This window comes from Mesorhizobium sp. M0030 (assembly GCF_040323695.1).
In the GTDB taxonomy this organism is placed as follows: Bacteria; Pseudomonadota; Alphaproteobacteria; order Rhizobiales; family Rhizobiaceae; genus Mesorhizobium.
Map to the genome: position 1 here is coordinate 1 of NZ_JAMYVE010000017.1, position 23,031 is coordinate 23,031.

General features: G+C 59.7%; 17 protein-coding genes and 4 pseudogenes. 17 read left to right on the forward strand and 4 right to left on the reverse strand.

From position 1 onward, the window contains the following. Positions 1-737 precede the first annotated feature (737 nt). Positions 738-1,448 (reverse strand): toll/interleukin-1 receptor domain-containing protein, encoded by a 711-nt coding sequence (locus NKJ80_RS27460; RefSeq protein WP_023727169.1) that lies wholly within the window; start codon positions 1,446-1,448, stop codon positions 738-740. An 857-nt stretch (positions 1,449-2,305) separates the two neighbouring features. Between NKJ80_RS27460 and NKJ80_RS27465 the strand changes: the two are divergent. The 17 genes and pseudogenes from NKJ80_RS27465 to NKJ80_RS27545 form a co-directional block, all read left to right on the forward strand. Next, positions 2,306-3,168 (forward strand): annotated as a pseudogene (locus NKJ80_RS27465) (IS3 family transposase); the annotation flags it as partial. 214 nt (positions 3,169-3,382) lie between these two features. Next, the gene (locus NKJ80_RS27470) at positions 3,383-3,709 is read left to right on the forward strand and encodes a helix-turn-helix domain-containing protein (RefSeq protein ID WP_023690557.1); all 327 of its coding nucleotides are present in this window, start codon (positions 3,383-3,385) and stop codon (positions 3,707-3,709) included. Then, entirely contained in the window at positions 3,684-4,940 is a 1,257-nt protein-coding gene (locus NKJ80_RS27475) for a type II toxin-antitoxin system HipA family toxin (protein ID WP_352498736.1), read from the forward strand. Before NKJ80_RS27470 ends, NKJ80_RS27475 begins: the two co-directional genes overlap by 26 nt. Before the next feature lie 474 nt (positions 4,941-5,414). After that, positions 5,415-6,308 (forward strand): nitrogenase iron protein, encoded by an 894-nt coding sequence (nifH, locus tag NKJ80_RS27480; protein WP_023706403.1) that lies wholly within the window; start codon positions 5,415-5,417, stop codon positions 6,306-6,308. A 95-nt stretch (positions 6,309-6,403) separates the two neighbouring features. Next, positions 6,404-7,906: a nitrogenase molybdenum-iron protein alpha chain gene (nifD, locus tag NKJ80_RS27485; RefSeq protein ID WP_023690555.1), complete on the forward strand. Its 1,503-nt coding sequence runs from the start codon at positions 6,404-6,406 to the stop codon at positions 7,904-7,906. A gap of 126 nt (positions 7,907-8,032) precedes the next feature. Beyond that, positions 8,033-9,574, forward strand: coding sequence for a nitrogenase molybdenum-iron protein subunit beta (gene nifK, locus NKJ80_RS27490; protein WP_352498670.1), 1,542 nt, complete (start codon positions 8,033-8,035; stop codon positions 9,572-9,574). 56 nt (positions 9,575-9,630) lie between these two features. Further along, a complete protein-coding gene (gene nifE / locus NKJ80_RS27495; protein ID WP_352498671.1) occupies positions 9,631-11,121 on the forward strand; it encodes a nitrogenase iron-molybdenum cofactor biosynthesis protein NifE in 1,491 nt (496 codons plus the stop codon). 8 nt (positions 11,122-11,129) lie between these two features. Next, complete coding sequence (gene nifN / locus NKJ80_RS27500; RefSeq protein ID WP_352498672.1) at positions 11,130-12,512, forward strand: nitrogenase iron-molybdenum cofactor biosynthesis protein NifN; 1,383 nt, start codon at positions 11,130-11,132, stop codon at positions 12,510-12,512. Then, entirely contained in the window at positions 12,478-12,975 is a 498-nt protein-coding gene (gene nifX / locus NKJ80_RS27505; RefSeq protein WP_352498673.1) for a nitrogen fixation protein NifX, read from the forward strand. Before nifN ends, nifX begins: the two co-directional genes overlap by 35 nt. 17 nt (positions 12,976-12,992) lie before the next feature. Then, entirely contained in the window at positions 12,993-13,472 is a 480-nt protein-coding gene (locus tag NKJ80_RS27510; protein ID WP_352498674.1) for a NifX-associated nitrogen fixation protein, read from the forward strand. 27 nt (positions 13,473-13,499) lie between these two features. Beyond that, positions 13,500-14,279, forward strand: a complete 780-nt coding sequence (locus NKJ80_RS27515; protein ID WP_023694354.1) for a winged helix-turn-helix transcriptional regulator — start codon at positions 13,500-13,502, stop codon at positions 14,277-14,279. A gap of 340 nt (positions 14,280-14,619) precedes the next feature. Next, a complete protein-coding gene (locus NKJ80_RS27520; RefSeq protein ID WP_352498675.1) occupies positions 14,620-15,447 on the forward strand; it encodes a universal stress protein in 828 nt (275 codons plus the stop codon). Between the two features lie 1,014 nt (positions 15,448-16,461). After that, positions 16,462-17,631, forward strand: a complete 1,170-nt coding sequence (locus NKJ80_RS27525) for a TlpA disulfide reductase family protein (RefSeq protein ID WP_352498676.1) — start codon at positions 16,462-16,464, stop codon at positions 17,629-17,631. Between the two features lie 318 nt (positions 17,632-17,949). Then, positions 17,950-18,461: pseudogene (locus NKJ80_RS27530) on the forward strand (NifX-associated nitrogen fixation protein). Next, the gene (locus tag NKJ80_RS27535; RefSeq protein WP_352498677.1) at positions 18,449-18,652 is read left to right on the forward strand and encodes a CCE_0567 family metalloprotein; all 204 of its coding nucleotides are present in this window, start codon (positions 18,449-18,451) and stop codon (positions 18,650-18,652) included. Before NKJ80_RS27530 ends, NKJ80_RS27535 begins: the two are co-directional and overlap by 13 nt. Beyond that, positions 18,649-18,957, forward strand: a complete 309-nt coding sequence (gene fdxB, locus NKJ80_RS27540; RefSeq protein ID WP_352498678.1) for a ferredoxin III, nif-specific — start codon at positions 18,649-18,651, stop codon at positions 18,955-18,957. Before NKJ80_RS27535 ends, fdxB begins: the two co-directional genes overlap by 4 nt. Next, the gene (locus NKJ80_RS27545; protein ID WP_352498679.1) at positions 18,875-19,270 is read left to right on the forward strand and encodes an exopolysaccharide production repressor protein; all 396 of its coding nucleotides are present in this window, start codon (positions 18,875-18,877) and stop codon (positions 19,268-19,270) included. Before fdxB ends, NKJ80_RS27545 begins: the two co-directional genes overlap by 83 nt. Positions 19,271-19,293: 23 nt before the next feature. Here the strand turns inward: NKJ80_RS27545 and NKJ80_RS27550 are convergent. The 3 genes and pseudogenes from NKJ80_RS27550 to NKJ80_RS27560 all read right to left on the reverse strand — a co-directional run bounded on the left by NKJ80_RS27550 (position 19,294) and on the right by NKJ80_RS27560 (position 22,729). Then, positions 19,294-20,737: pseudogene (locus tag NKJ80_RS27550) on the reverse strand (transposase). 174 nt (positions 20,738-20,911) lie between these two features. Further along, a pseudogene (locus NKJ80_RS31520) lies at positions 20,912-20,998 on the reverse strand (transposase); the annotation flags it as partial. 939 nt (positions 20,999-21,937) lie between these two features. Next, on the reverse strand, positions 21,938-22,729 hold the full coding sequence (locus tag NKJ80_RS27560; protein ID WP_352498680.1) for a LuxR family transcriptional regulator: 792 nt from the start codon (positions 22,727-22,729) through the stop codon (positions 21,938-21,940). Between the last annotated feature and the right edge of the window lie 302 nt (positions 22,730-23,031).

The window sequence follows — 23,031 nt, forward strand, 5'->3', positions numbered from 1 at the left end:
GAGGCCAACCGATACATCAACATGGACGACCTGCGCGAGCACAAGAAGCTCGCTCTGCGCCAAGCCGCATGACCAGCATCATGGCTGCCCCATTTTGCAGAACTTGACGCACACAACCATTGCCCCCGAGTCATGCGCGGTCGGTCGTGAGGTGCCTCCGGCTATCCACAGCACTTCCCGGCAAGGTGCCCAACGCCCATTAGAGGCGCATGGATCGGCTTGATCAGGGCGTTGGGCGCGCTCGTCATGAAGCCGTAAAGCTCGAAATCGCCGGCGCCGTCCTTGACCTTGCGCACCCCATGCCATGGCGTCCAGAGGCCAGCGAAGAAGAAAAGCGGCCGGTTCTCATTGAGCGCGAACCAATCCGCTGAATACCTGTCTCAGGGTCCTTATGCCGGGTGTTGGGCTGGGCTCCGAGAAACTCGTCACAGGCACCACACAGCGATGCTCAACCCCAACATACTGCTGCCAATGGCCGTATTGTGGGTTGCGGATATTGGTCGTGCCGTAGTCGGCCTTGCCCTTGACCCGTTCGAGCGGTGTCGGCATTCCCCAAAGCAGGTTGGCGACTTCACGTTGCCCGTCTGCCGCATTGCGGACCACCGGACCGGGCTGGTTGGGGGCTGGTTGGGGTAGATGTCGATGGACGGTTCAGGTTGCCTGAGATGGTCGCGCAGAGCCCTGGTGCACTGGCGTATGGCTTCTTGCGACGTGGTGATGTTGTGCAGATTGCACATCTAGGAAGGAGCAACCCCGTTCTTTTTGGCAAGCATGGAAAGGGCTTTTTCCTTGATATCTGCCGCGACCAAAGTCAGAGCTTCGTCGCGATCCTTGAAACTTGCGATCGATGTACCCTTGAGGGTCGCCTGAAAAGACCCGAAGAGCTCTTCCTGCCACAGGCAATTTCTCGCGATCACTGGAATAACAACCGTCGTGTTGTTGGCCTCTCTCTCCATCGCGTGAGTTAGCTCAATCTGGTTGCAATAACGCGAGTTGATAAAGTCAACGCTTATCAGGAGGATGATAATGTCGGCGCTCTCTAGATTGCCCTTGATGGCGTCCGCCCATTTGTCGCCAGTCTCGATTTCGCCATCGTGCCAAGCCTCGACAAGACCAAGTCGGCTCAGCGGCGTAAGGTGCTTTAGAAGGTCAACCTTGATAGCCGCATCTGCATGCGAGTAGGAGATAAACGCCTTGAGAGGCTTGGGACTGGGGCTAGCCGCATTTTGGGGGAGGGACATAGTCCCACCGGGACCTCCTCTTATCAGTCCATTCTTCCTCAGGCGGTCCTTAGTTGTCGTGTAACGTTCTTCTATCCAACCCAGTTTATTGAAAAGGGCTGCGTTCTTAACGCTCACTTTTCCGCCCCCCGACAATTCTCTAACGGCGTCCATAAACCGGTCTTCTAGAGTTCCAACGCGCTTCCGCGATTTTGCCTTGCTTGCCATTTTATGGAGCCCCCCGAATCTAGGTCGACACTTCCAGCGAAAGTCTTTTGCAGTCAAGTCGACGCTGGAAATTAAGCCGGGAAATCCTCTAATTGGGGAGCCGGCTTGTTGCCAGCAATAAACTCGAACGGTGCGTTGCGTCTTTGTGTTAGCTTGTCGGGTCGGAGGTCTAGCCAGCCTGAGTTAGAGCCTTCTCAAGCGCCGGTCTGGGCACCTCAAGCTGCGCCTTGTCGCTACCCCATAGTCGTCCCCGACGCTGCGGGCCGTCCAAGGGTTGTCAGCTCTGGTGATGCTGACCTAGCCTACGCGCTTACCGTCATCTCAGCCCCTGTCGGTTATGTCCGCGGCCAGGGCATCGATATTCCGTCGAATTGCTCTCCCAGGTCGCACCGCTCCTTGGCTCAATCGCATTCACCAGAGACTATCTCTGGAACGAGATTGACCGACCCGGGAACGCTCCAGGCCGATCCGAGCTAACCGGTCAATCCAAACAACTTCGAATTACCTTAGCGGGTATTAATCTAAAAATGCCCACGGTGCCCCGGTTACAGGCAGCCCGCGAACGCGGGCGAAAGGGTGGACGCCGTCCGAAACAAACCCAATCAGCGCTCCGAAATCACTCGACTCAGCTAAATGAAGGCTGTGCGGCATCTGAAGCAGCCCGTCTCTTTCATAGGACCACCGTCGAGTGCATCGGCGCCGAGGTCAAATAGCCGTTGGCTGAATGTTCTTTCAGTTGGCCGTCTGCAGCGACGCATGCACTAGGCCTATTACGAAGAAAAGCCGGTGGACGGTGGCCACAGCAGCTGTATGAACCGTGCTCGCCGGCGTGCCTTCGGACGTGGCAACCGCATCGGGTCGAGCCGATCTGGAAGGTGCTGCCGATCGCCCCGTCGAGCTACCACGACCATGTCGCCAAGCGCATCGATCCTTCCCGGCTGTCAGCTAGGGTGAAGCGGGATGAGGCCATGGCCTTGAAGGATGAGGTCCGACGCGTGTTCGAGGCCAACTTCCGCGTCTACGGCGTTCGCAAGGTCTGGCGGGAGTTACAGCGTGAGGGCTCGACGTCGCCCGCTGCACGGTTGCCCCACTGATGAGGGCCATGGGTCTTGAGGGCATCATCCGCGGCAAGCCGATCCGCACCACGGTGAGCGACAAGGCCGCACCTTGCCCTCTCGATCACGCTAATCGCCAATTCCATGCCCCGGCGCCGAACATGCTGTGGGTCTCCGACTTCACCTGCGTCGCGACCTGGACGGGCTCCGTCTATGTCGCCTTTGTCATCGACACCTATGCGCGAAGGATCGTCGGCTGGCGGGTGAGCCGGACGGCGCATGCCAGCTTCGTTCTGGACTAGGCTCTCCATGATCGGCGGCCCGTGCAGGGGGGCAGGCTGATCCATCACAGCGATAGAGGCCGCCCAATACGACTCTATCAGATACACCGAGCGCCTGGCGGAGGCCGGCGTTGAGCCTTCGGTAGGCAGCGTCGGCGACAGCTACGACAATGCTCTCGCCGAAACGATCAACGGCCTTTACAAGGCCGAGGTGATCCATCGACGCGGACCATGGCGCGACTTCGAAGCCGTCGAGTTCGGTAGCTCGATTGGGTCGATTGGTTCAACAATCGCCGGCTGCTGGAGGCCATCGGCAACATTCCGCCGGCCGAAGCTGAGGAACGCTACTACGCCATTCTGTATGACCCAGCCATGGCCGCGTGACTCAACGAAACGGCCTCCGGAAAACCCGGTGCGGTTCAGTTCTCGGCGGAACGACGTTGCCGCGCGGCGCTAAAGAGAGAGGAAGATTGATCTCTTTCCATATCATTTTCTTCACATATGATACGTAAACAGATCATAAAGCATTGAAACTACTCGCTGGATGAGATACCTTTGCGTACCATCGCGCATTGGAATAGATCGTATAGGTTGCGTTATGGACTCTCAATCGGAAATTCTACGGGAAATCGGTGGGTTTTTCAGGCAGGCGAGGTTGGCCGCTGCGATGACGCAGGAGCAGGTCGCCGATTTGGCGGGTATATCCCGTCCCCGATATCGCGACATCGAAAAGGGAGCCGCAGCCGCGCGTGCGACGACGCTCATGAATATCGCTCGCGCGCTCGGTCTGGAAATGATGCTGGTTCCGCAAGCCATGGTGCCGGCTGTCCAGGCTCTATTGCGTCCGCATGATGATGACGATCGACCCGCCTTTGTTTCTCAACCTGACGATGACGATCATGGCTCCAGTCTTTCGCGCACCTAAGACGATCCCGTCACTGGACGTGCTCTTGAATGCAGTGAAGATCGGCACAATCGTCAGGACGCCGGGCGATTTCAATGCGTTCAACTTCGATGACGCCTACCGCGCGACGGGCGGCTTTCCGGTTCTCAGCCTGTCGTTCCGGGCAGCGACGGGAGGACTGCGGAAAGATCCAAAGCCTCTGGCAAGCGCCTTGCCCGCTTTCTTCGCGAACCTCCTGCCGGAGGAGAAATTGCGGGAGGCGATGGAAAGGCATCACGAAGGCAATGTGCGGCCAGGCAATGATTTCGATCTTTTAGCGGCACTGGGCGCCGATCTGCCGGGAGCCGTACGGGCGTTGCCCAGTGACGGCGCGATAACGGTTTCGAAGGATGGCTCAAAGGATCACCCCAAGGCACGGTTCTCGCTTGCCGGCGTGCAGATGAAGCTGTCGGTCATGAAGAACATTGGAAAAGGCGGCGGCCTTACCTTGCCGATGGACGACGAGCAGGGCCGGTACATTGCCAAGTTCCCTTCGACGGCGTTTCCGGGCGTTTCCGAGAACGAATTCGCCAACCTGGCGCTGGCAGCAGCAATCGGCATGGAGGTTCCTGAATGCGAACTGGTCGAGAAGTCCGATTTTGAGGGCGTTCCCGAAGAATTCAATACGCTGTCGGAGGGCAAGGTCCTTCTCGTCAAACGCTTCGATCGCGGCGCCGGTGGCGAGAGGATACACATCGAGGATTTCGCTCAGGTCTTCGGTGTCTACCCCTCGCGCAAATATGAGGGGGCCGCTTATCACGACATAGCCTTGGCTCTTGGCGTGGCCGTCTCGCCTACGGCGGCTCTCGATTTCGTCCGCCGCCTGGCACTGAGCGTCATCACCGGCAATGGCGACATGCACCTGAAGAATTGGTCTTTGATGTATCCCGGAAACGGCGACAAGCCGGCGCTTGCACCAATCTACGACGTTCTGTCCACTGTGCCATATATTCCCGCCGACGCCATGGCGCTGTCGCTTGGAGGAGAGCGCTCGTTCAAGGCGCTAGCAGCACCGCGATGGAAAGCATTTGCGAACCGCGCAAGGCTTCCGGAGCCGGCAGTCCTAAAGGCAGTGGTCGAGACGGTCAAACTCGTCAACGAGTACTGGTGGCATCTGCCTGAGCGCGACGTTGTCGCAGCGAAAGTGCTCAAGCGGATGGACGAACATGTGAAGGCGATGACGCCGATACTGAACTCCTGCGCCGATAAGTGAGCCGAGTCCCCTCGGGTTGCTGATATAGCGGAACTTTCGATCCGCGGCCCTATGGATGGCTGGATCGAAGGCATGCCAGCGTGGCGCAAGATTCCGCGGAGTGTCCACGATGACACGCGTGAGCAAGCACGTCAGCTCGCCGGAACAGACAGCATCCCGCAATTCACCCAACAGGATCGAGCTGCTGTTCGTCCACTCCAACATAACGACGCGGTTCAAACGAATTCGGTGACTGAGGATCGCGATCCGACGCTTTGTGTCGCCATTGTCGGGTCCGCTACACGGTCTGTTGCGACGATCCTTTCTTTGGCCCTCAGGCTAAACCCCTGAAAAGCAACCATCAAATTATTCTTCGGTTCGATCAGCCAAATTGGCACGAGTCTTGAGATCCTTAGGTGCGAGGCGGCTACAGCTGCCCGACCGGCATTCATGTCGCGGCAGCCGCGATGAATGGAACGAAGGAAGGAAAGCTACATGTCAGGTTTGCGTCAGATCGCCTTTTACGGCAAGGGCGGCATCGGCAAGTCCACCACCTCCCAAAATACGCTCGCCGCCCTTGTCGACCTCGGGCAGAGAATCCTCATCGTCGGCTGCGACCCCAAAGCCGACTCCACTCGCCTGATCCTGAACGCGAAGGCGCAGGATACGGTGCTGCACCTCGCGGCAGAGGAAGGTTCGGTGGAAGACCTGGAACTCGCGGACGTGCTCAAGGTCGGGTACAAAGGCATCAAATGCGTGGAGTCGGGCGGGCCCGAGCCGGGTGTCGGCTGCGCCGGCCGCGGCGTGATCACCTCAATCAACTTCCTCGAGGAGAACGGCGCCTACGACGACGTCGACTATGTCTCCTACGACGTGCTCGGGGATGTGGTGTGTGGCGGTTTCGCGATGCCGATCCGCGAGAACAAGGCCCAGGAAATCTATATCGTCATGTCCGGCGAGATGATGGCGCTCTATGCCGCCAACAACATCGCCAAGGGTATCCTGAAATACGCCCATTCGGGCGGCGTGCGGCTCGGCGGCCTGATCTGCAACGAGCGCCAAACCGACCGCGAACTCGACCTCGCCGAGGCGCTTGCTTCCAGGCTCAATTCCAAACTTATCCACTTCGTGCCGCGCGACAACATCGTCCAGCACGCCGAGCTCAGGAAGATGTCTGTGATCCAGTATGCGCCGGACTCCAAGCAGGCCGGGGAATACAGGGCGCTGGCCGAGAAGATCCATGGGAATTCGGGCCAGGGCACCATCCCGACCCCGATCACCATGGAGGAGCTCGAGGACATGCTGCTCGACTTCGGCATCATGAAGACCGACGAGCAGATGCTTGCCGAGCTTCAGGTCAAGGAAGCGGCTAAGGCGGCCGCACAGTAGCGACCGCTGCGACATAAGGCGCCGCCTGACCTGGTGCGCCTTTCAAAGAACGGCGCCTCGTAGGTGAGGCGTCCCTGAACCTTGAAAGGGGTCCCATGAGCCTGGAATACGAGAATGACGGTGCCCTCCATGCGAAGCTTATCGAGGAAGTGCTGTCGCAATATCCTGACAAGTCGGCGAAGCGCCGCAAAAAGCACCTCAGCGTCGCAAAAAGCGGCGACGAGGCTGGCGAGGAAAGCGAGGTCCTTTCTGAATGCGATGTCAAATCGAACATCAAGTCCATCCCCGGCGTGATGACGATTCGCGGCTGCGCCTATGCCGGCTCGAAAGGAGTGGTGTGGGGTCCAGTCAAGGATATGGTCCATATCTCGCACGGGCCGGTCGGCTGCGGGCAATATTCCTGGTCTCAACGCCGCAACTACTACCTCGGCACGACCGGCATCGACACGTTCGTCACCATGCAGTTCACCTCCGATTTCCAGGAGAAGGACATTGTTTTCGGCGGCGACAAGAAGCTCGAACGGATCATCGACGAGATCGAGGAACTGTTTCCGCTGAACAAGGGCATGACTGTGCAATCCGAATGCCCGATTGGCCTGATTGGCGACGACACCGAAGCTGTATCCCGCAACAAGGCCAAGCAGCACGGAAAGACAATCGTGCCGGTGCGCTGCGAGGGCTTCCGCGGCGTCTCGCAATCCCTCGGCCACCACATCGCCAACGACGCGATCCGCGACTGGGTGTTCGAGAAGAAGGACCTCGAGTTCGAGGCCGGCCCGTACGATGTCAATGTGGTCGGGGACTATAATATCGGCGGCGACGCCTGGGCTTCGCGCATCCTGCTCGAGGAGATGGGTCTGCGCGTGGTCGGCAACTGGTCGGGCGACGCTACGCTGGCCGAAATAGAGCGAGCGCCAAAGGCGAAACTCAATCTCATCCATTGCTACAGGTCGATGAACTACATCTGCCGGCACATGGAGGAAAAGTATGGCATCGCCTGGATGGAGTATAATTTCTTCGGGCCCTCCCAGACCGAAGCCTCTCTGCGCAAGATAGCCAAGCACTTCGGGCCGGAAATCGAGGCCAAGGCCGAGGCGGTCATCGCCAAATACCGGCCGCTGGTCGAGGCGGTCATAGCCAAGTACCGGCCGCGCCTCGAAGGCAGGACGGTGATGCTCTATGTCGGCGGGCTGCGCCCCCGTCACGTCGTCACCGCATATGAGGACCTGGGCATGGTGATCGTCGGCACTGGCTATGAATTTGGCCATAACGACGACTATCAGCGCACCGGCCACTACGTGAAAAAGGGCACGCTGATCTATGACGACGTGACTGGTTACGAGCTGGAGAAGTTCATCGAGGGGATCCGTCCTGATCTCGTGGGCTCCGGCATCAAAGAAAAGTACCCGGTCCAGAAGATGGGCATACCGTTCCGTCAAATGCATTCCTGGGATTATTCCGGCCCGTATCATGGCTACGACGGGTTCGCCATCTTCGCGCGCGATATGGACCTGGCCATCAACAACCCGGTCTGGAACCTCTACGACGCCCCCTGGAAGAAAAAAGCCGAGCCGTCGGCGGCGATCGCAGCCGAATGAAACCCTGGCCTCCCGGAAGCCGGGAGGCCGCGAACGCCTGTGGCCGCTTGTCCGCGGGAGACCTGAAAACGTTTCGACGTCCCTGTGCCGCCGTATGGCGGGCCAGATGGAAAGAGGTAACCACCCATGCCGCAGTCGGCTGAAAAAGTTCTCGACCACGCGCCCCTGTTCCGCGAGCCGGAATACAGGCAGATGCTCGCCGAGAAGAGGCTGAATTTCGAATGTCCTCACCCGGACCAGATCGTTACCGACCAAGGCGAATTCACCAAGACGTGGGAATACCGCGAAAAGAACCTTGCTCGCCAAGCGCTTGTCGTGAACCCCGCCAAGGCCTGCCAGCCGCTCGGCGCGGTGTTCGCGGCCGCAGGCTTCGAGCGAACCATGTCCTTCGTCCACGGCAGCCAGGGCTGCGTCGCCTATTACCGCTCGCACCTGTCGCGCCATTTCAAGGAGCCTGCTTCGGCGGTTTCCTCCTCGATGACCGAGGACGCGGCAGTGTTCGGCGGCCTGAAGAACCTGGTCGACGGTCTCGCCAACACGTACCAACTCTACGACCCGAAGATGATCGCCGTCTCGACCACTTGTATGGCGGAGGTCATTGGAGATGACCTGCACAGCTTCATCGAGAACGCAAAGGACGAAGGCTCGATCCCGCGCGACTTCGACGTACCATTCGCCCACACGCCGGCCTTCGTCGGCAGTCATGTCGATGGCTACGACGTCACGCTCAAGGGGATTTTGGAGCATTTCTGGAAAGGCGAGGAGCGAACGGAAGCCGAGGGGACCATCAACGTCATTCCGGGTTTCGATGGCTTCTGTGTTGGCAACAACCGGGAACTCAAGCGCCTGCTCGACCTCATAGGCGTGTCCTATACCTTGATCCAAGACGCCTCTGACCAGTTCGACACGCCGTCCGACGGCGAATACCGGATGTATGACGGCGGCACGAAGATCGAAGACGTGAGGAAGGCACTCAACGCCGAGGCGACGCTGTCGCTGCAGCATTACAACACCCGAAAAACCCTGGAGTATTGCGAGGGGGTGGGGCAGGCGACGGCCTCGTTCCATTACCCGCTCGGTGTAAAGGCGACTGACGACTTCCTGATGGAGGTTTCCGCGATTTCCGGCAAGCAAATCCCGGAGGCAATCCGCCTCGATCGCGGCCGACTTGTCGACGCCATGGCGGACAGCCAATCCTGGCTGCACGGTAAGAAATACGCCATTTACGGCGATCCGGACTTTGTCTACGCCATGGCCCGCTTCATCATGGAGACGGGCGGCGAGCCGACCCATTGCCTCGCCACCAACGGCACGTCGGCATGGGGAGCGGAGTTGAAGGAACTGCTTGCATCATCGCCGTTCGGCAAGGATGCTCAAGTCTGGGCGGGCAAGGACCTCTGGGCGATGCGCTCCCTGCTCTTCACCGAGCCGGTGGACCTGCTGATCGGCAACTCCTATGGCAAGTATCTGGAGCGCGACACCGGCACGCCGCTGATCCGGCTGACGTTTCCGATCTTCGATCGCCACCATCACCATCGGTTCGCGCTGATGGGCTACCAAGGCGGGTTGCGCGTGCTGACGACGATCCTCGACAAGATCTTCGACAAGCTCGATCGCGAGACAAGCGAGACGGGCGTGACGGACTATTCGTATGACCTCACCCGCTAAGCTTGACGGTCGGCTTTGGCCGGTCGTCTTCCCGAGGGACTTTGGAGACCGACGCAATGTCCTTGCTCAGAGCCAAAATCCAGGATGTCTTCAACGAGCCTGGCTGCGAAAAGAACCGCGGCAAGGATGCCAAGGCGCGCAAGGTGGGCTGTTCGAGGCCACTGACCCCCGGGGCGGCGGCCGGCGGCTGTGCCTTCGATGGCGCCAAGATCGTGCTGCAGCCGATCACCGACGTCGCACACCTGGTCCATGGGCCGCTCGCCTGCGAGGGCAATTCCTGGGACAACCGCGGTGCGGCTTCGTCCGGGCCAACGCTGTGGCGCACGAGCTTCACGACCGACCTCACCGAACTCGATGTTGTCATGGGGCAGGGCGAGCGGAAGCTCTTCAAAGGGATCCGCGAGATCAAGGAAGCGTATGGGCCGCCGGCGATCTTCGTCTATCCAACCTGCGTGACGGCGCTGATCGGCGACGACATAGAGGCCGTCTGCCAGCGCGCGGCGGAAAAGTTCGGCTTGGCCGTTGTACCGGTCAATGCGCCGGGCTTCGCTGGCTCCAAGAATCTTGGCAACAAGCTTGCCGGCGAGGCATTGCTCGATCATGTCATCGGCACGGCCGAGCCCGACGATCCCGGCCCTTACGACATCAACATCCTTGGCGAATTCAACCTCTCAGGCGAATTCTGGCTGGTGAAGCCGCTGCTGGATCGGCTCGGGATCCGGGTGCGCGCCTGCATTCCGGGTGACGCGCGTTACTTCGACATTGCCTGCGCGCACCGCGCCCGGGCGGCTATGGTGGTGTGCTCGACCGCGCTCATCAATCTCGCCCGCAAGATGGACGAGCGCTGGGGCATCCCGTTTTTCGAGGGCTCCTTCTACGGCATCAGCGCCACGTCTGAAGCGCTCCGACAAATATCTCAGCTGCTCGTGAAGAAGGGTGCCGATCCGGAGATCCTCGGCCGTACCGAGGTATTGATTGCAGAGGAAGAGGCGATCGCTTGGAAGAGGCTAGCGGCCTACCGGCCGAGGCTCGCAGGCAAGCGCGTGCTGCTCAACACCGGCGGCGTGAAGTCCTGGTCGGTCGTCCATGCGCTGATGGAGATCGGCATCGAGATCGTCGGAACCTCTGTCAAGAAGTCGACCGTCGAAGACAAGGCGCGCATCAAGCAGATCCTCAAGGACGACAACCACATATTTGAGCAGATGGCGCCGCGCGAGCTCTACGCCATGCTCTCAGAACGCAAGGCGGATATCCTGCTGTCGGGCGGGCGCACGCAATTCATCGCGCTGAAGGCCAAGACACCCTGGCTCGATATCAACCAGGAGCGCCAACACCCTTACGCCGGCTATGACGGCATGGTGGAACTCGTACGCCAGATCGACATCGCCATTCACAATCCGATCTGGGCGCAGGTGCGGGAGCCGGCACCATGGGATTGTCAGCCTACGGTGAGGGAGGAACGGCCGCGCACGAGAAGCGATACCGTGACCTTGCATGCTGTCCAGGAATTCTCCGGCACGACGGCCGGTGATTTCGGCGAGTGTTGAGGAAGCCAATGGGCCGGATCCTTCCCCAGACCAAAGCGGCGGCGGTCAATCCGCTGAAGTCATCGCAGCCATTGGGTGCCGCCTTGGCCTTTCTTGGCGTCGACGGCGCGATGCCGTTGTTCCACGGCAGCCAGGGGTGCACCAGCTTCGCGCTCGTGCTCTTGGTGCGACATTTCAAGGAAGCCATTCCCTTGCAGACAACGGCGATGGATGAGGTGGCGACGATCCTTGGCGGGGCGGACCATCTGGAACAGGCGATCCTCAACCTCAAGGCCCGCACAAAGCCAACGCTGATCGGGGTTTGCACGACCGCGCTGGTGGAAACCCGGGGCGAAGACTGCGCAGGGGATGTCGCCAATATCAGGCTGAAGCGCATGGAAGAACTCGCAGGTACGGAGGTGGTGCTAGCCAACACACCGGATTTCGACGGCGCGATCGAAGAGGGCTGGGCCAAAGCTGTCACCGCAATGATCGAAGGGATTACACGGCCCGGCGAGCAGGCGCGGCAATCGAAGAAGATCGTGATCCTGCCTGGCTGGAACCTCACTGTGGCTGACATCGAGCATGTGCGCGAGATGGTTGAGAGCTTTGGACTGAAGCCGGTGATTTTGCCGGACGTCTCCGGCTCGCTCGACGGTACGGTGCCCGACCATTGGGTCACGACCACCTATGGCGGCACCAGCGTCGAGGATATCCGCGAGCTTGGCACGGCCAAGCAATGTATCGTCATCGGTGAGCATATGCGCCGCCCGGCCGAGGTGCTGCATAGGTTGACCGGCGTGCCATACGTACTGTTCCGGTCACTGACTGGATTGAGAGACGCCGACCGGTTCGTCTCGCTGCTGTCTACGGTTTCGGGCGCGGCGGCGCCGTCTGGGGTGCGCCGTCAGCGGTCGCAGTTGCAGGACGCGTTGCTCGACGGACATTTCCACTTTGGAGGCAAGAAAATTGCGATCGCTGCTGAACCAGACCAACTCTACCAACTCGCGAGCTTCTTCATCGGCATGGGCTCCGAAATCGCGGCGGCGGTCACAACGGCCGCTATGTCGAAAATTCTGGAGGAAGTGCCGGCGCAGTCGGTTCAAATCGGCGATCTCGGCGATTTGGAAGCGCTTGGCGCCGGCGCTGATCTTCTCGTTACTCATTCCCACGGCCGCCAGGCGGCGCAGCACCTCGGCATTCCGCTCATGCGGGTCGGCTTCCCGATCTTCGACCGGCTCGGGGCCCAGCACAAGCTCACAATCCTCTACCAGGGGACCCGCGACCTGATCTTCGAGGTTGCCAACATTTTCGAAGCCAACGGGCGAGCGCCGACGCCTGAGGCGCTTGATCCACTCCGGAAGCGAGAAATGCCAGATGAGCTCCGTCCGTCGCCTCTCGCTCGTCACTGACGAGGTTCACGCACCGACGCCGGAACGCCAAGCGGGCGCATTGCGCGTGGCGATCGCCACGCAGGACATGAAGAACCTCAACGCCCATTTCGGATCGGCCAGGCGCTTTGCTGTCTACGACGTGGTGCGCGAGGAGTGGAATCTCGTGGAAGCAGTGGCCTTCGATGACGTTTCCGACGAGAGCGGGAAGCATCGAACTGAGGGCGATGACCGCATCACCCCGAAGGTGGAGGCGCTGAAGGGCTGTCATCTCCTGTTTTGTCTGGCGATCGGCGGACCTTCGGCAGCCAAACTTGTTTCCGCAAAGATCCATCCGATCAAAGTGCCGCAGCCCCAGACCATCCAAGAGGTGCTGTTGCGCACGCAGATGATGCTCAGGACGTGTCCTCCCCCTTGGCTGCGCAAGGTGCTGGCGCAGGCAGGTGCCGCTGAACAGAAACCCTCCTTCGAGGACGAAAGCTGAAATGAGGAGTGGGCGAAATGTTTGAAGCCGCTGTTAGCCCTGCCGCCACCGAGGACGAGGCGGCCCTTGCCACCCCGTTCATCAAATGCCTCGTGCGGCTGATTCGTGCCAATGATTCCCACGGGTCTTGGGAAGGCAAATCGGACGCCGAGCTGCTGGGCGACTTCATCATCACCAGGGAACAGCGCCGTGCAATTCCAATCATCGGCGATCCCGATCCGGACGTGCTGTGGAGGCTCGATAAGTTCTACACCGCCGTCGGGCTTGCGATTGAGGAACGCTCCGGCCTGATGGCATCCCCGATCATGGAGATGAGCCATGAGGGCTTCGGGCGCGTGCTTTTCACGGCCGGGCGACTGGTCGTTCTGTCGAAAACGCTGCGCGACGTCCACCGGTTCGGTTTCGAGACGTTCTGGAAACTCGCTGCGGCCGGTACCCAATTGGCCGGCGATGCCACCGCAGCCATTGAGGCTTATCCCGAGGTGGCGCGGGCGTGATGGAACCGATTTTCGATCGAGGGGATCATGTCAGGCCTTGAGGACATGCGAGCCCTCTCAATCGAGGCCGTCGAGGCCGATGTGGTTCTTGGGGTAGCGCTGATGAAGCCGGTGGTACTGATCTGTTCGCAAGATGCCGAGTTGTATCTGTTCCTCAGCCACATTCTGGGGGTGGACGGCTTCACGAGTGAGCCGGCAGGCGGCGTGAAGGAAGCACTTGCATTGGCCGATCAACGGGAGCTCCAGGCGGTCGTGCTGGACTGCGGGCCAGCAAGCGCGGCAGGCTCCACAATCTGCGCCCGGTTCAAGGGGGAGCCCCGGACCGGCCGCCTGCCTGTCATTGCGTTGATCGCGCCCGGCGCCGAGAACCAGCACCTCGATCTCTTGAAGGCAGGTGTTGACGAGAGCTTTGTGCGACCCTTCGCACCGGCCAAGCTGCTAGACTGTCTACGCACGAAGTTGGCGCTGCCACAGCCGGGTTCAAACGGGATAAAAAACGGCAGCTGGCTCTGTTGCGGCAGCCTTGAGATGAAGCTCGATGCTCACCGGGTTCGAGGTAATGGCCACGACATCCATCTCGGACCTCTCGAATTCAACCTGCTGCGGCAATTTCTTGAGGCTCCCGGCAAGGTCTTCAGCCGAGACGAGCTGATCGACGCGGCCTGGCCGGACAATATCCACGTCGGTGAACGCACTGTCGACGTCCATATCAGCCGGATCAGAAAGGCGCTGAAGGCCGCCTCGCCAGGTAGCGTTATTCATACTGTCAGGTCTGCGGGCTACTCGCTCGAGAAGCTGGACGACTGAATCGCGAACGGACGGTGTGCCACTCTCCATCTTTGTTGGAAGGCAAGTCTTGCGGTTCGAAACGCGCTACGGGCGCGACATCTCAGGGGGAAGCAGTCAGATGGCCTTCAAGAAAATACTCAGTGTGACGGGAGCTGACCATTCCGATCACGACGTCGCAATAGCTGCTCGCTTGTGCGCCGAGGTCGGCGCGTATCTTTCCGTACTAATTATATCGCCTCCGCCGCTCCTGATGTCGCCTCCGCTTATTGGGTCCCCTCCGCCGTTGGGCGGTGGCATCCCCGAGTGGTCTAGACATCGCGCACACCACATTGCCGCACGGGAACAATTTTCACAGGACATGGCCAACCTGGAAAAGACATCGAGGGAAATTCATAAAGTGCTGAGAGCCACGTGGCGCTGCTATGATGTCGACACCGAACACTGCGACAAGGCTGGCGTCGGTGACGCGGTGCGACAGCGGGCGCTCTGCATCGACCTGACAATTGTCGGCCCCGCACTTCTCAATGAGGCTAGTCTGGGACCCCTTGTTATCAACGGCAGCTTGTTCGATACGGGAAAGCCGGTGCTTGTCGTACCGGAGGGCGCTGAGGCAACTCTGTCTCCGCGGCGCGTCCTGGTCGGCTGGGATTCGCGAGTCGAGGCGTCCCGTTCGGTTCGGGAAGCGCTGGATCTGCTATCAGGCGCTGAGGAAGTTCGTGTCGCAGTCGTCGATCCGGAGGCGACCTGCACCGGAAACGGCGCCGAGCCGGGAGCCGACATCGCTGCCTATCTCACTCGGCACGGTGCTCGGGTTTCGGTCGACCGGCTGGCGAGCGCCGGAAAATCGGCAACCACGGTGCTAGCGCAGCACGCAATCGACACGTCTGCCGACATGATAGTCATGGGCGCTTATGGCAATCGCCGGCTGCGCGAGCGGCTCTTCGGTAGCGTGACGAGATGGATAGTCGGCAAGCCGCCCTTTGCCGCTGTTTTTGGCCCGCTGACGGGTTCTGAAGTAGCACCGATGCTGTCCAAGCTCTCCTCCGCTGGTCACCTGATACCCAGCCGGAGGGAGGTCGCCGCAAAAGCGCAGGTTTCGCGATGCTCACGCGCACTTGCAAGCGCCGTGGGGCGTCAGGTCGAGAAAGAGAGTCGTTTCAGCGCGCACGCCGCGTTCGGACCGTAGCCTCATCGTATTGCGGTTATCACGATTTCGTTCGCCACTGGCCGGGAACGGAACACGGCAACGACCGTGCAGCGGCCAAGGCACCGACCTTCGAGTCCTACGGTCGGGCTCTTGCCGGCCCTCGGCGCGAACGGTGGCATCAATCACGTGTTATTGCCTGGGATGGTAGCCGGGTCAGCGGCGGGGGCGGCCGCATCTTCGGCGCTTTCAGTCTGCCCGGCCGACCGCGTGGCGACCGAGCGGCCTTGAGGCTGGTCAATTCTGACAACGCTCACATTCGCACCAGGCGGTCCCTGTAGCACGTGCACAGGGATACAGAACAACAAAAGCAGGAATCCGGGAGAGTTCACCGGCCTGGCACATGCCGGCACACATCCCGGCTCTCTTCGCCACGATTCATCGTCAATCTGGCGTTGTTCGCGACCCGCAGCCGGACATGACCGGCTTCCTCGTGAAACTCTGGCGTTGCGAGCCAGGAATTCAAGCGCAAAGTGGAAGAGGTAGGGCAGAGGCGATGCTCGGATGGAGCGGCCCCTGCAATCGCACATGGCGTTCCGCTACCGCCTGAGCGACCGAAACGGCAAGAAGCTCAAGCAAGGCGAGACGCGGACGATGATGTCGAGCCTGGCGGTAGCCAATGCAGTCATGATGTCCCTCTGCTCATCCCTCAGCCCGAATTTATATCGAGTCGTCCGTGGCCACGCTTCTCTGGCGACGCGAAGCGCGATGCGTGTCCAAGACCTGACAGTGGCAGAAAAATGTCGCGTCCAATACAACCGGCCATCTTGGGCACCCGGAGGTTTTTTAAGTGTAATGATGCGTTTAGAGCGCGCTTAGCGCGTTGGCACGGCTTTTGCGAGTTGAGAGTCAGCAACACTGAGTGAAGGCTGACTGCAGGCAGATGCGCAAGACGACCGATGCTCTTCCTTCCTCGAACCCTCGTATCAGTCTGAAAGGGGCAACAAGCCCACGCATAAGGTCACGCAGCCTTTGGCAACAGTTTTGGAGAGCAACATGGTATTGCCGATGGGGTCGCCGGCTCCTTCGATCAAAGTGGAGGACTGGCTGCGTGGCGAGCCTCTCGCGAACTTCCAGCCCGGCAAAGTCTATATCGTCGGATTTTGGGCAACTTGGTGCCGACCAGGTGTGGGGGAGATGCTCCATTTGATGCGGCTGCAGGAGAAATACAGGGACAGCGGACTTGAGGTCGTCGGAGTCGCGGCTAGTGAAGACGCTCCAACGGCCGTTGAGGCTCGCACCAAGTTGGACGCGTGGTTGACCGAAAAGTGCTCGAATCTGAACTATCGGATCGCGTTCGACCACACAGGCGAAATGAACAGGCTTTGGATGAAACCCAGCTTTTCTGTTGGGATTCCGACCTCGTTCGTGGTCGACCGAGACGGTCACATCGCCTTTATCGGTCATCCTAGCCAACTCGATGAGGTTTTGCCAAAAGTGCTCAACGGCAGCTGGCGCATCAGCGATAAAGCTAAAGCCGCCGATACGGAGCGGATCGCCACAAGCGAACCCATGGCGCGCGAACAAGCGTTGAAGCAGCCGATCGATGACAGATTCTGGGCGGCGGTGAAGTTAGAAGACTGGAAGACGGCGCTCTGGGCGATCGAAGAGGGCATCGCCTTGATGCCCGACGACATCAATTTCCGCCTGGCTCATGCACACCTGTTGCTTCACAAAATACAAGACATGTGGACCGGCTTGCCCGTGATGCGCGAATTCGTGCGCGACGCGATCGACAAGAACTCCCAGGATTGGATGGTTTCGGCGCTAGACCAGCTTTTCCATCCGGCCAATGACCATTCGCGCCTTCCCCCCGCTGAGCGCTTCGCGATGGGCAAGGAGCTGTCCGAACACATTCTGGCACTGAATCCCCCGCAAGGCGACAGCCCTAAGTTCCGGTCTTACCCCGCGGTCGCCCGGTACTATTACGAGAACGGCAACAACGATCGCGCGATCGAGTTGGTCGAACTGGCACTGCAGTCGCTGGACGGTCCGGAGCCTGTCCCGGACGAATTGAAAAAGCAGCATCTGCCGGATTTGCTGCAGGCCCTCGCCACCTACAGGGGTGTGAAGGTTTGTTACGGCGCTCTCTGTGCGGCTCCGCAAAACAATTTCCCGAAGGTGCCAAAGCGCGGTCGGCCGAGGAGAAAAAACAAAAAGGGGTGATTGGTCAAAATGGCTTACTGGCCAATTCGTCCATTTCCCTGGCGTGACCGCAGCAAGGAGGGTCCATGCAGCACTTGGTCGATCGTTTGCAGCAGGATCGAGGCTCGAATCTTCATGGCCTCCGGCCGCATTGCGGCGGAAGTGATGTTCGACGCGAGTTCGCGTGGAAGACCTCGCAGTCGAGGAGGTGTTCAAGGTCGGCCACGGGGACATCAATTGCGTGGAATGGGCCGCCCCGAGCCGGGCGTCGGCTGCGCAAGGGGTCCCGAAGTAGGCGTCCCCGAAAACAGGCAGCGTGCTTCGAGGAAGAGGACTGAAATTGAGGAGAAGGCGAAATGTCGGATACCGCGATCTGCCGAGGACGAGGCGGCGCTTGCCACGCCTTTTGTCAGATGCCTCGTGCGGCTGATCCGTGCTCAAGACTCCTACGGCTCGTGGGAAGGCAAATCGGACGCCACGTTGCTGGCCGACTTCATCGTCACCAGAAAACAGCGCCCTGGGATGCCTGTCATCGATGATCCCGACCCTGACGTGCTGTGGAGGCTCGACATGTTCTAAACCGCCGTCGGGCTCGCGATCGAGGAGCGCTCCGGCCTGATGACATCGGCAATGATGGAGATGAAATCACGAGGACTTGGGCCGCATGCTTTCCACGGCCGGGCAGTTGGTCGTTCTGGCAAGACGTTCATCAGTTCGGCTTCGAGATGCTCCGGAAACTGGCTGAGGCCGGTGCGAAACTGATCGACGATGCGATGCAGCCACTGAAGCCGGCCCGGTGTGGCGCCGGCGTGATGAAGCCGATTTCGAGGAAGGGTTTATGTCAAAGCTAGATGAAATGGGGAAGAAAGTCCGAAAGATTCAGCTGCGCGCAGCAGTCGCCAAGATGAAATTGCGCGACCTTACAGAGGATCTCCCGGGAAAATGGACGGAGATAGAGGACGTGGCCAAGGAAACGTCCGCCGTTTTTGCCGAGTTGGATGGTGCCAAGAGAGAGCTCGCTGCAATGAAGAATTTACGATGAGGAGCACATTCACCACCCGCGACGGCTCCGGATGGATGCCGGAATATCTCACCGCTATAGACGGCACGAGCTGCATCGGCTGCGGCCGCTGTTTCAAAGTCTGCTCGCGCGAGGTCATGCATCTTTACGGCATCGATGACGCGGGTGAAACCCTCGGCGCCTGCGACGACGAGGATGACGATTTCGACGGCGAGCTCAATCGCATGATCATGGTCGTCGACCATGCCGGCCGCTGCATTGGCTGCGGAGCCTGCGACCGCGTCTGCCCGAAGAACTGCCAGATGGAGAACGGCGTTGCCCTTTAGAATCTTTTGTCGCGTCCTGGGGCTGGTGCTGTGCAGCACCGCACTAACTGTCTACTTCGCTTCTCATTCCATCGGCACAGTAGTCGTCACGACGCTGGCTTGTTCGCTGCCCCTTCAGCTGGCGTATTTCGCAAGCGTGCTCTTTCTGGTCTGGCGGTCTGGCTGCGATAGCCGAGCTGGCCAAAGGGCTGAGCATTTCGCCAGTTGCAAGGAAGTTGGATCCGAGCCGCCAGACCTTCATGAGGCAACCGATGAATCTGCATATTTGCTCCAGCGCGATCAAATGCTGGCTATATCGCTGGTGCTGCCTTGAGGTGCCATGACAAGGGTCAGTGCTCAAGTTAGCGCCAGTTTGGACCGGCCAAACACCATTTCGTGAGCCTTCTCCTCTCGCCATGTTTTTACCCGACGTTGCATCGTGCGCAGAAGGAGATCGGTGGGTATTCCGACTGCGGCCGCGCCAGCAGTTCCCGACTCGTTTGCCACGGCTCTTCTTCAAACCAGCTACGGAGCTCGTGTGTGAGTTCTGCCGATGGATCAGGTCGCCGCCGTTCACGCTTCTGTTTTGGTTCGGCTTCGCACTGGGGCGGATTTCGCTCTCCTTCCACGCGGTTCGCAAGGTTGAGAGGAACTGATCGAGCGCCGGCTCGGTTACTGCGGAATCTGATGGGGCAATCGGTCGGCTCAGGCTACAAGGTGATGTTGTGCGGTTCGCATCTCGTTCAGCAGCTGACAGGATTCAGCTGTGCAGATATCTGCGCCAGCTTCGCGCGAAAGCGGGTTTTCCATCAAGCGCTGGCAGGGTGTCGCCAGAAGGTGATAGCGCTTGCGCACTCGCCCGCCGTCACGCGCCTTTTCCGCCAGATTGAATGAGGGCTGGAAGAAGTGCACGAACAGCCGAACCGTCGAATAGAGCTGCGCAAGGGCTGCAGCGGCTTCAAGCCCATCCAGCCGACGATACCCGACAATGCGCCGCACCACGGCGCCGTTCTTCTGCTCGATGAACGCCTGATTTTCTTGCGGTAAGGGCGGCAGCGGGTGACTCGATTCCAGCATTCAGGCAGTAATCGCGTATCGTCTCGTTCAGGAACACGCTGGCATTGTCCGTGTCGAACCCGAGAAGTTGGGAAGGGCAGGAACTGCCGTAATTCCGTCAGCACCTCGCTCAACAGCTTCTGCTCACGCGCAAGCAAAGGCGCGCATTCCGTCCATCCGCTCGCGATGTCGGTAAGACAAAGCGTTTGTATGAAGCTTCCACGCGCCCTCGGCCCGCTATGCGCTACCAGGTCGGCCTCGATGAATCCAGGCCGAGGATTCTGCCAGTCGGAGAAGGTTCGGATCGGAACGCTGCGCCGGAACGCGGTGGACGCTGTGCTGCGACGACGTCTCGGCCCACCAGTCGTGTCTCGAACCTCGCGCAGGGCGCGGTCGATCGTGGCCGCGCTCATCGTCAAAAACCGCGCGGATCTCTGCGGTTGGATGAAGATGCCCATGACGCTCCGTCGCCTCCGCCAGAAGCGGAATCAGCGCCTTCAGTCGCTTGCCGCAGATGCGATCCGAAGCCTCCCAGATCACGATCAACGCTTCACGAACGGCATATCGCAAATACGACCCTCAGGCCGAGGTCCCAACGAGCTGGCGGCGAACCTTTGCGAAGCAGCCGCATTGGTGCTTGCGTTGAAGCTACTCACGGCTCACCGAGAATCCGCGCCTTTTCAGCACGGCCGCCCTGAATGTAGCGCTCCCTTACCGCACCCACTAATTCATCGCGCGGCGCTATGAGGACTTGTGAGGCCATTACGGTATGACGCCAACCCGCAACAACCGCGGCATCGCGCATGAGAACGGCTCCATTAAAAGCCCGCACAGTCATCGCAGGCGGGCGATGGCGACCCGCGCATGGCCGCAGCCCTGCTTCGTGTGCGCCCGAGGTTGGCCCCTGACTGGACAGCCGCACGCTCGGATTGAGGCCAAGATAGGCGGCGAGCTTCTGTGGATCGCTGAAGCGCCGTATGTCGCCGATTGCCGAGGCAACTTGCAGCCACCGTGACGTCGATGCCGGGCAACGTCATCAGGCGGCGGATTGTTGGATGCTGGACGGCATGCACCGCGATATCCGCATGGACCACCGTCAACGCCTCTTTGATGTGGTTAATCAAGCCGAGGTGGCGCTCGATGGCGGCGCGCTCATCCGGAGGCAATATATGCCTTGTCCGCCATTTGCACCCGCTGATCCCGATAGGTTCCCATGCGGACACGGCGGGATCAGGTGCGTGGAGTACCGAGGTTCTTCAGCCGCGAAAGCTGGCGAACCAGCAGTGTCCGCGTTGTGACCTGTCTTCGGAGCGCAAGGGGTCTTGGATCCGGAACCCAGACCTCCGGCAGAAAGCCCGAGGCGTAGAGCTTCGCAAGGACAGTGGCGTCGATCATGTCAGTCTTCACCTTCGCGTGCGCCTGTGCACCTGCTTGGGACTCGCGATCAGGATCCGATCCACTAGGGCGACAGCACTTCAGCGACGCCCGCAGCATTGCCGCTCGCCCCTCACCACATAATCAGCGTGGGTGAGTTCCCTCCTGGCGAACTCCTCGAGCTTATTGCGCAGCATTTGAACGCGGCTGAGCTTGACAATCTCGCTATCAAGCAACGACACGACCCGGCGGCTATGAACGACCACTATCAGATCGAAAGACCACACTGGCTGGCGACCTTAGCCAGCATATCGTGGAGACGCTGGCCCGTGCCTTGGAGGATCTCTCGGCCGACAGCTTTCCAGCGTTTGCGGTTTCGTGTGGCAAATGCCGCGACGGCCCGACTCCGCTCATCAACCTCTTCTGAACCGCGGAATTTCCGACCTATTCCCAGCTGGCCAAGATCGTCGTGGGTTCGGGGGCGGGGTCAGCCTGGCGCGCCCTGGGTCGTGGCGATCGCGCGACACGCCTTTCACTGGGCGAAATCTTGATTGATGGATCAAGAGACGCTTTATAATTTAATAATTCCTAAGTTTGCTGCTTTTATAGCGGCAGCGGTTCTGCTGGTCGTGTCCAACTTCTGCATCACGTTCTTGATATGAAAATTGACAGTGTTTACAGAAACTCCCAGTATCTTTCCTATTTCCCACGACGTTTTCCCTCTCGCAACCCACAGGAGGCACTCGCTTTCCCTTAGAGAAAGTTTACGAAGTTCCCCGACGCGACTCCAATTCTCGCGCTTCGCGACCCTCAGGTGGAAATGAATCGCGGCAAGTTGCAAGTAGCTGATCGTTCTATTAGGGAATTCGCGATTCCAGGGTCGAGCAAAGCTCATAATTGCCAAGCTGCTATAGGGACCGTGCAATGGAACGCTAAGGCCTGACCGCAAACCGAACGTCGCAGCCTCGTCCAAAACGCGCCGTTCGCCCTCGGTCGTACTTGCATTGTGATGCACCTCGCTCCATCGAAAGGCGCCTACCCGTGCTAGACCGGCCTTGATGATGGGGCTTATTCTGCCATAACCCATTTCAGAACAGCGCTGCTGCCATTCATCTGGAAAATTCACCATAATCCTCGAATCGTCTCGGACCGGCTTGAAAAATCTTCGGTCCGGTGTGACAGAGCCATAGGCGATCCATGGGCAATCGAATTTCAGGGCAAAGGTAGATAGCAGGTCGAACAACTGCTCGGGTTGAGCGACGCCATCAGTCTGGTCGAGAAGTCGGCCGAGTTCGACCGCAGACGCCTCCCTGACCGCGCCCGGAAGCTGCATCGGCGGGACTAAAGAAAACTGGTCGGACATTCTGGCCCCCCGACGGTGTGACACTGCGGTCATCTGCGGACCATGAATACTCTTTCCTCCCCACCGTTTGCTGGATGTCGTGAGTGGTCGCACAAAGCTGCCCAGTCTGTGCGCTGCCATCGATCGGCATCGCCGAAGCTCTATCATCTCAAACGCGACACGTAACGTTAAATTGGATTAAGCTCCGCGTTACCTTTCTTCGGGAGATGTGACTTTTGAGAAATCCATGTTAAACTTTCGGCATCTTGATTTTTCCAAGATGCCGCAGACTGACCGTTGAGCGGATCTTCGTCGGCGGCCTT